The sequence below is a fragment of the Desulfonatronospira sp. genome (assembly GCA_003563255.1).
Classification (GTDB): Bacteria; Desulfobacterota; Desulfovibrionia; order Desulfovibrionales; family Desulfonatronovibrionaceae; genus Desulfonatronospira.
In genome coordinates this window covers 1-9,909 of record PWSL01000390.1, presented here as the reverse complement: position 1 = coordinate 9,909, position 9,909 = coordinate 1, and the positions used below count along the sequence as shown (strand labels likewise).

The 9,909-nt window shown below is 47.9% G+C and carries 5 protein-coding genes; 2 read left to right on the top strand and 3 right to left on the bottom strand.

The features are described from left to right. Positions 1 to 392 precede the first annotated feature (392 nt). Both QZP87_RS11420 and QZP87_RS11415 read right to left on the bottom strand, forming a co-directional pair. On the bottom strand, positions 393 to 1,814 hold the full coding sequence (locus QZP87_RS11420; protein WP_291323051.1) for a response regulator: 1,422 nt from the start codon (positions 1,812 to 1,814) through the stop codon (positions 393 to 395). A gap of 163 nt (positions 1,815 to 1,977) precedes the next feature. After that, complete coding sequence (locus QZP87_RS11415) at positions 1,978 to 3,987, bottom strand: ATP-binding protein (protein ID WP_291323050.1); 2,010 nt, start codon at positions 3,985 to 3,987, stop codon at positions 1,978 to 1,980. 452 nt (positions 3,988 to 4,439) lie between these two features. Here QZP87_RS11415 and QZP87_RS11410 point away from each other — a divergent pair, with 452 nt between their 5' ends. Together QZP87_RS11410 and QZP87_RS11405 are read left to right on the top strand one after the other, a co-directional pair. Beyond that, the gene (locus tag QZP87_RS11410; RefSeq protein WP_291323049.1) at positions 4,440 to 6,809 is read left to right on the top strand and encodes a transporter substrate-binding domain-containing protein; all 2,370 of its coding nucleotides are present in this window, start codon (positions 4,440 to 4,442) and stop codon (positions 6,807 to 6,809) included. A gap of 45 nt (positions 6,810 to 6,854) precedes the next feature. Further along, positions 6,855 to 8,840, top strand: coding sequence for a response regulator (locus QZP87_RS11405; protein ID WP_291323048.1), 1,986 nt, complete (start codon positions 6,855 to 6,857; stop codon positions 8,838 to 8,840). A 109-nt stretch (positions 8,841 to 8,949) separates the two neighbouring features. Here the strand turns inward: QZP87_RS11405 and QZP87_RS11400 are convergent, their stop codons facing one another. Continuing rightward, positions 8,950 to 9,390, bottom strand: a complete 441-nt coding sequence (locus tag QZP87_RS11400; protein ID WP_291323047.1) for a hypothetical protein — start codon at positions 9,388 to 9,390, stop codon at positions 8,950 to 8,952. Between the last annotated feature and the right edge of the window lie 519 nt (positions 9,391 to 9,909).

The following is a 9,909-nucleotide window of genomic DNA, read 5'->3' as shown; positions in this document are numbered from 1 at the left end:
GCTCGTTTTGCCTACCGCAAGGGCCTGTACGTCCTGGCCCAAAGTGGAGAAACCGTGGTGATCCGCAATGACGAGAAGTTTCAGCCCAGGGAATGGTGAAGAGGAATAAGTGGGACAGGTACTTCGACACCTACTTGAATATGATTTTGTGACACACAGGCCGGATTATTTTATTGCAAACATTATATAAAACTTATTTTATGACAAACCCTTATCACTACAGCGAAACTTATAAAATATAATATTGTACCTCAATTGGGGACAGGCACCCCCGCACTTATTTTATTAAAAATGATCTTGGTTTTATTGGAAAAAATAAGTGCGGGGAGAGCCAGTCCCCGGAGGTCAATCATAAGTTTCGCTGTAGTGTTATCTGAGTGTTGAAAAAGTTCTTAACCGGCCACTGTCAAAGTCAGGGTTGTAGTGCCTTTGTCATCGCAGGTGCTCAGTTGCAGGTCATAACCCATGGTGTTGGCCATGAGTCTTGCAGAATATGTCCCCAGTCCGGTTCCGCTTTTCTTGCCGTGTGTCATGTATTTCTGGAAAAAATGTGGACGAATGGACAATGGGACCACGCCTTTGTTTTCAATTGAGATGGCCGGATGAGGTGTGTCCATCAGGTTAATGCTGACCTGTTCTTTTTCCGGCGAAGCCTCAAATGCATTCTTTATAAGGTTGGATAATATGCCGTAAAACAGGTGCTCCTCGCCTTTCATCCAAACAGAGCCACTGTTATTCTGGAGATTTTTGTTGATGACAGGCTGAACTTTTTTACTTTTAAAAGCAGGTTCAATCTCATCCAGGACCGTCTGCAACACTGCCACAACTTCAACATCGCGAAAATCAGGGATATAGTCTCCTGTTTCCATCTTGAACAGATCCAGGGAGGTATCAATCATGCGCAGCATGCGCCAGCCGGATTCCCTTATCAAAGTGATGAATTCTTCCTGTTCCTGGGTCAGGTTGTCATCGTCCAGAAGAAGATCGGGCAGGCTGATGATTCCTCCCAGGGGAGTTTTTAGATCATGACGCATGATTCGCTCTACGTCTTCTTTCATGCGCTCCAGATCCTTGCGGAGGGATATATCTTTCTTGACAGCTACATAATTGATGATTTCACCCCTGGGATTTTTGACTGGTGCTATGGAAACCTCCTCCCAGTAAAGGTTGCCGTTTTTCTTTTTGTTCAGAATCTCTCCGCTCCAGACACGGCCTGAAGTAATTACCTGCCACATATCCGCATAAAAAGAATCATCATGCATCCCGGATTTCAGGATGCTGGGTTTTTGGCCCAGTGCTTCCTCCTGGGTATAACCTGTCTTTTGAGTAAATGCCGGGTTGGCATACTCTATATTTGCTTCGGTGTCTGTAACAACTATGGTATCCGCGCTGTTTTCCACACAGCGAAACAGCCTGCTGATCTCTTTGCGGGATCTATGCAGTTCCAGATGATTTCTAACCCTGGCCTGAACAATGGCCGGGCTGAAAGGCTTGGATATATAGTCAACAGCACCGAGGTTCAGGCCTTTTTCTTCATTATGATCGCTGTCCAGGGCCGTAATAAAAATCACCGGGATGTCTCTGGTCTCTTCCCTGGATTTCAACTCCTTACAGACATCATAACCATCCATGCCGGGCATCATTATATCCAGCAAAATGATATCCGGCTGTTTATCTGAACAGGCCATACTCAGGGCTTTTTCCCCGTTTTTGGCTGCTGTAATAATACACTCGTGTTTTAAAGTTTCCAGTAGGAGCTGAATGTTCTCAGGCTCATCATCCACTATGAGCACCCTGGGTTGATTGCTTGGCATCAAGATAGTTCCTCCTGCATTTCATGATTCTGGACCGAAAACCGGTTGCTAATCTGCAAATGCTTCAAAAATTCGGCAGCAAAAGAGCAAGTCCCCGGAGGTCAATAAATAATTTTCGCTATAGTGTTAACGTTTACCTGATAACATTCAACTATAGAGCTTTTCAGCCTTCTTCATTTTTCATCCTGACCAGTGCTTTGATTACAGCGTCAAGTTTTTCTCTGGCCTGGTCGGCTTCAAACTCCCTTGTCAGCCTTGCCGCATCCTGGACCTGTGACTGAACCAGCTGTGGAAGATGCATTTTTTCCAGTTCCTGTATCCCCTGCAAGGCAAGGCTGACATTATCATCAAGTGCTTCAGCTGTATCTCTGACCAGCCTGAGCACCTCTGCAACATCGGGAATGATAACTTCAGGAGAATTACCAGGCTGTTGCCAGAGGCTTCCAGCCCCGCGGACTCTCTCGCTGTAAAGCTCATCATGCCTGCAGGGCATGCTCACATTAAAATAAAATGAACTGCCCTCGCCGGGAATACTTTTTACATGTATCCCGCCCCCCATCATTTCAGCCAGTTCTTTGGTAATGGCCAGCCCAAGACCGGCTCCCCCAAAACTGCGCGCAGATGACCCATCCAGCTGAGAAAATTTTTCAAAAAGCAGATGCGTCTTATCCTGTGCTATACCCATACCTGTATCCAGTATTTCAAATTTCAGATGGACATTTTTTGGGTTACAGGCCTTTGTCTCATCAGAGCCAGGGTTATTTTTGGACGCTTCAGCCTTCTTGGAGTTATCACAATAGATGGCCTTAACATTAAACTCCACCCTGCCTTTACTGGTGAACTTGAAAGCATTGTCCAGGAGATTGCTTAGAATCTGAAACAGCCGGTCTTCATCGCCAGTAAGGATAGTACCGGATTTGTAATCTGTGTTACAAGAAAACTGCAGGTTTTTTTCCCGGGCCATGCTGCTGTATTTAGATATCAGACGATCCACAAGATCCTGCAGACTAAAGTCCTGGTTTTTCAAAATCAGCTTTTCACTTTCAATGCTGGAGATATCCAGGATGTCGTTTATAAACCTTAGAAGAGCCTGGCTGTTGCGCTGAATGCTCCTGGCGAATTCTTTCTGCCTGGAGTTCAGTTCAGTATCCAGCAGTAAGGCGCTCATGCCCATAATGGAGTTCATGGGAGTCCGGACCTCATGGCTCATATTGGCAAGAAACTCGCTTTTAACCCTGCTGGCAGCCTGAGCTTGCTTTTTAGCCTGCTGCTGGTCTTCAAAACTTTGCTGCAGTTGCTTCAGGTTGTCATCCCTTAAAACCAGCAGACGGCAGGTTAAGGCCACAGGAAAAACGAGGGTCACTCCTGCTGCAGCAAAGAGCAATCTGATGATCCACACGTTGTCTGCATGCTCCTGCCACCCGTCTTGTGGAATGGCAGCCATCTGCCACTCACCATAAGGAAGATTTACACTGGCCAGGATAGGATTAGAGTCAAACACCTCTTGAGAGCCGTAAAAAATCTCCCCATCTGTACCTCCGGCGTCTCTGCCGCGGATGGCTATCTGAAGCTGCGTATCCTCTTGAGATAGTCCACTGGCCTGGTAAAATTTTTCAAGATCAATAACCACCGAAAGCAGCCCCCAGAATTCACCACTGTCATTGTCCAGAAAAACAGGTACACGTCCGATAAGTCCCTGGCCTCCCTGCACAAGATCCAACGGACCAGCCAGAACAAGCTTACCTGCATCCCTGGCCCTGAAGGCTGCTTCAGCCTGCTCAGGAATATCCCGGAAATCCATATGGAGCATGGCCTCGTTACCTTCTTCAGGATACATGTACTGCATAATAAGGTCAGGGGCGGCACCGATATTTTTCAACTGGGGATAACCCTGAATCAGGGGGGCAGCCAGGGAAGCAAACCTTTCCCTGCTCATATCCGGTTCCAGGGATATTGCATTGACCATCCCCTCCACCCTGGAGGTATTGATGTATATATTTCTCTCCAGATCAGCCCGGTAGGTTCCCAGCTGGGAGTGCACAAAAATACGCGCATCTTCCAGTTGCCTGCTGTAGGATGATCGCTCAAAATATTGCCAGGCGCAAATCACAGCCGCAGTTACAAGAACAGGAGGGAACCACTGTTTAATATTTCCAAACCATCCTGGCAACATTAACATCTCCATTTAATATTGGCTTTAATTACTCAAGGGGCCTCGGTGGTGACTGATGGCTCAAGGCCAGAGGACTGTCACCCTGGCCGGTACCTGCCCCCTGCATGGTTACTACTGGCTCATGGTCTAAATTGATTGAAGGTGGACTTTTTAAGGATTTCCGTATACGTTCAGAACTTCTAAGCAACCAGGATTTTTCGCAACCCTGCGAGGAAAAAACATAGACACTTTCCGTGTCTTTCTGTGTATTCAGTGGGCAGAACGTCCTGGCTTTTTCTGGAAATGCAAGAACATGTTTTTGTGAGACGTTTATAGCAAAAATACACCCACAAGTCCATCAATCTAACAGCCTGAATTCACAGGCATGCACCCACAGCGCTTATTTTTCTGAGGATGGGCTTTAATCTGCAAAATACTGAATAATAGTCCTCAATCAACACAGGGTGACTGCCGTGACTCAAAGATTTCTGCAAAATGTCCTGTTCCGGTTGCTTATCTTATTCTGCCTTGGAGGCATATGCCCTGCTCCAGCCTGGGCTGAAAACAACTCTGTGTCATTGACACCTGAAGAACAGCAGTGGTTGAAGGATCATCCGGACATCATCCTGGGCAGTTCCCTGGATTTTCCTCCGGCCGTTTTCGAGGATGGCCAGGGCAACCTGACCGGAGTGCTGCCTGAATATATTTCTGAACTCAATCGCAGACTGGACACCAATATTCAGCTCAAAGTGGGGCCCTGGCCGGAAATAGTGGACCAGGCCAAAAACAGAGATATTGACGGCCTGGCTTCAAGCTTGAGCATGGAATCCCGCTCCCAGGATTTCAATTTTACCCGTCCCCTGACCCACGGCTTCTTTTACATATACACTTATCTGCAAAGATTAAAGGATTTCCAGAACCTGACTGACCTGCACGGCAAGAGAGTAGGCTACCAGAAAGGGGTTCAAAGAAGTAAGGAACTTTTAAACCGGCACCCTCAAGTAACAGCTGTACCCTTGCCTGATTTGGAATCCATGGCCACAGCCCTGGTCAACCGGGAGGTGGATGCGCTAGTTGCCGGCGACAATTTGGATTACTGGCGCAAACAGCACCTGATGACCGGATTCGAACAGGCAGGCATGATTGAAGACAGCAAAACCGAGGTGGCTTTTTCAATCCGTAGAGACTGGCCGGAACTGATACCCATCCTGAACAAGGCAATTGACTCCATCAGTCAAGAAACTGTGCATTCCATGCTGCGCCAATGGCTTGCCGGGGCTCATGCCCAGGAGCAACAGGAGCTCGTGCAGCTAACCCCCACGGAACGGCAATGGATTAAAGACAATCCGGTCTTTACTATAGGGGCTGTGGACCTTCCCCCATTTATCTTCCAGGAACCTGAAGGACGGGTCACAGGAGTATTTGCAGACTACATCAGAACCCTGAGCGACAAGGTTGGCCTGAAACCAAAATTTAAATTTTCCACAGTTTCTGATCTCACTGAAAAAGCCCGTAATCACGAAATTGAGGCCATTATGGCCATGTTCAAAACTCCGGACCGTGTCCGGGAATTTAACTTTTCCGATAGGAAATCTAAGCTCAACCTGGTGCTGTTCGCCCGCACCGATGATGAAAGGATCAGCGACCTGGATTCCCTGAGCGGCCTGCGTGTGGCATCTTTCAAAGACTATGGGCTGCACCCGCTACTGGAACAACAGCTTTCTGATGTTGAATTTGTCATGACCAAGGACCCGGTGCAAATGCTTAGAGCAGTAAGTCTCGGAGAGGCTGATGGAGCAGTACAGGAAGTTTCCAGCGGACAATACATCATTAGAAACAACTTCCTTAACAACCTGGCAGTTAAAAATTATGTCGAATTTACTGGATTTGCAGATCTGCAGGCCCATCTTTATATGGTGCACATAGAATTTCCAAAGCTTTATTCCATTCTGGAAAAAGCTTCTCAAAGTATGACTGAGGCTCAATGGGGAAACATCTGGGAACGCTGGATTTCAACGGATAAAAATGTTTTAAAGATATTTTCCCGGGAAGAACAGGAGTGGCTGCAAAACAATCAGACTCTTGTTTTTGGCTTCAATCCGCTCTGGGCTCCCATTGAATTTGCTGACCCCAATGGAAATCCGCAAGGTATTTCCTATGAGTATATAAAGCGCTTAGAAGGTATTCTGAATGTCCGCTTCGACCCTCAGGCCATATCCACCTGGTCCGAAGCCCAACAGCAGCTTGAAGAAAATCAAATTGCCTTGCTGCCCGCAGCCTTCGAGACCCTGGAGATGCAGGACAGATTCCTTTTTACCGAGCCTTTTCTATCTATTCCGGTGTCCATTTTTTCCGATACTGAGGCAGCTTACCTGGGGGGTATTTCCTCCCTGTACGGCAAAAAAGTAGCTGTACTTCAGGGCCATGGAGCGCACCAGTGGCTGAAGCAGGATCATCCTGAGCTGGATCTGGTACCGGCCCCAAACATCGAAGAGGGACTACGCTTAGTGGCCCGGAACCAGGCTTATGCCTTTGTAGGCAACCAGGTGGTTACCAGTTATTACATAGGACAGACCGGCCTGACCTCCATCCGGGTAGCCGGAGAAACCCCGTATGTCTCCCGAATGCGCATGGCGGTCTCTAAGGACCAGCCCATGCTTAGAGATATTTTGCAAAAAGGACTGGAAAGAATTCCGCAGGCAGAAAGGGAGTCAATATACAGCCAGTGGGTCTCCATTCAGTACACCCACGCTATGGACTATACCCTGCTGTGGCAGATCCTGGCTCTCGTAAGTGTGCTTTTTGCGGCATTTGTCTACTGGAACCGGCGACTGGCCCGATAAGTCAGCCAGCGTAAGCTGGCCCAGGGCGAACTAAGGAAAAATCAAATGGAGCTTATTTCTGCCCGAGAGCAGGCAGAATGGGCCAACCAGTCCAAAACCGACTTTCTGGCCAATATGAGCCACGAAATCCGCACTCCCATGTTTGGCGTGATCGGCATGACTGACCTGCTATTGGAAACAGACCTTTCTCCGAAGCAACTGCGCTACGCCCGGTCCATCAGACACAGCGGTCAGGCACTGCTGGATATTGTCAATGATATTCTGGATATATCTAAGATTGAGGCGGGCAGGATCGTAATACAGGCCCAGGATTTTGACCTGCAGGAACTTTTGGACAGTTGCTGTTCTGGAGCTTCGGTTCTGGCCCAAAAAAAAGGATTGCAACTGACAACTCAGATTGATCCGGATGTACCCTCCCAGCTCAGAGGAGACCCCAAGCTGCTGCGGCAGATCCTGAACAACCTCATCAGTAATGCAGTCAAATTTACTGACCAGGGCCGGGTGGAGGTCCGGGTGTACTCCGGCGGTAAAAATCAGGCTGGAGAACAGAAAGCAGTATACCCGGAAAAAAGAATAGAAGAAAAAGCATGTTATGATTTCCAGGACCCCCTGTGGCTCTCTGTTAATGTCCAGGACACCGGAATAGGCATTTCCCAGGAAAACTTTGATATGCTATTTGAAAAATTTTCCCAGGTGGACTCTTCAAGTACCCGCAAATACAAGGGCACTGGATTAGGCCTGGCCATCACTAAGCTCTTAGTAGAGGAGCTTGGCGGTGAGATTTGGGTTGAGAGCAGTCTGGAGCAGAGCACGAGCTTTTCTTTCACTGTGCCGGTGGACAAAGCACATAAACGCTTCAGATCCACCGACAGTGTCAAAAAAAGCATTGAAGGCATCTCCAGTATCATAGGTGCACGCATCCTCCTGGCAGAAGACAACGAGATCAACCAGGAAATAATTGTTGAGCTTCTGCACAATGCCGGCTTAGAGGTACAGGTTGTTTCCACCGGTCAGGAGGCAGTGTCTGCCTTTTCCAGTCAGAAGTTTGATCTGATTCTCATGGATATTCAGATGCCGGAGATGGATGGTCTGGAAGCCACGCAGCGCATCCGCGCCGCAGAGGTCAGAGGTCAGAAATCAGAGCTTAGAGAGCAAATCCCTCAATCCCTCAATCCTTCAATCCCTCAATCCCTCAATCCTTCAATCCCTGAATCCCAGAATTCCCGAATTCCAATTATCGCCATGACTGCCCATGCCATGTCCGAAGACCGGAACAAGTGCCTGGAAGCTGGAATGAACGACTATATAACCAAGCCCATTGATACTGATGAACTGCTTAATACTCTGATCAGATGGATCCGGCCTCGATCCGGCCGGGAGGGTATGGCTGATGTCCTTGCAGATGCTAAACCCACAGTGCCTGAAAATGCAGAGTCTTTGCCCCGGATGCCTGGTGTGAATACCAGCCTTGGCCTGTCTAAGGCTTCAGGTAATCAGGCTCTGTATACCGGAATGCTTGGCAAATTTCAGAACAAGTATCTGGATTCCATCCAGCAGATAGAACGTCTGCTGCAGGAAAATCAGATTCAGGAGGCTTTACGTCTGGCCCACACCCTCAAAGGAACAGCAGGCAATCTGGGTATGCAGGAGCTTTACAAGGCTGCAGCAGCTTTGGAGCAAGGCATTAAAGGCCAGGCCCGGGACCTGAATCAGTTGTTTGCCACAGCCAGGTCCAGCATGAATACAGTACAGGAGTCTTTGCAGAAAATCCTGGCCTCTACATTAACCCTTCAGCAAAATAAAGAACCGGGCGACGCAGACACAAAGCAGGCTGCAGCCCTGGTCCAGGAGGCATCCATGCTGCTGGACGAAAACATAAGTCAGGCCATGGAAAAACTGCAGGAGCTATTGCAGATGCCGCTGCCTTTTGATTTGCAGACCAGACTGCAGGAGGCTTACAGACTCGTGGAAGAATTTGAAACTGACCAGGCCCGCAAAGAGCTGGAAGAAATTGCCGCTGACCTGAATTGAGCAGTGCGCAGCTGATGGTATAACAGGACAGTTCTTGGGGCCGGCAGCCATTCTGAGGCATACCTCAGCACGGTTACCCTGCAGATATATCTGGTAACCCTGATATCTGTTACTGTATTGTAGGATTGTGAGGGATAACTGCAACCCCTTTTCCCGGGAGCTTGGCTGCCCTGAATCTTACAAACGAAGTGTTGGGATCTTCTCCCATGCTCTGGATAATAATGACCATTCCTATTTGGAGCTTAGCATAATAGAAGAAGCTTGAAGGCTTACCTCCAAGGAAAAAAGGGCCGTGGTAAAAGTCGAACTCTTTAATGTAGGTGATCAGCATATTGGTGATTTTAGCATCCGGGCTTACAAACTGCTTTCCGACTTCTTCAAGGACCTGCTTTATCATTTTATCTTTTACTAATTTTCCGGCTGAGATAAAATTTCTGTCATCAGACAAGTTGTCGAGAAAGTATTTTCCCACCACAACGAGGTCCTGTTCATTTTGAAGCAGATCGCTTAATTCTTCGAGCTTTCCAAAATAATCTGGTCTGGCTTTCATGTTCATAATCCTTGTAATAGATCAGCCCATTTTAAGATAATCACGGGACATGCACCTCATGCACTTATTTTTCCAAAGGATGATTGACAGGTATTAAAAATAAGTGCGGGGAGAGCCAGTCCCGGTGCCATATACAATTGTGAAAAGGCTGTTGGAAAGTGTCTGAAGTGCTGAATCCAGCTGAAGTCCTGGTGGCTCAAGGAAAACCTTTAAAAAAATACAACTGCAACATGTGCTTTTTACATGCTCATTACGCAAGATCGCAAACAATTGTCAATGCACTGTTTATTGTTATTTTTTGCCATGTCTCGTAACCATTCAGGGCATGCCTAAAAAAATATTTTTAGGCACGGGAAGCCTTCAGGCGTACACCCGACTAAAATACGCTTCGCTGTCCTGCGGAATTCTATCGGGCAGGCAGGTGCTCCGCACACGCGGTTTTGAAGAATAAAGAGACCAAGCAGCCTGCCAGGCAGACGCCCTGCAGAACAGACGCCACTCTTCAACCGTGAGCGGCAG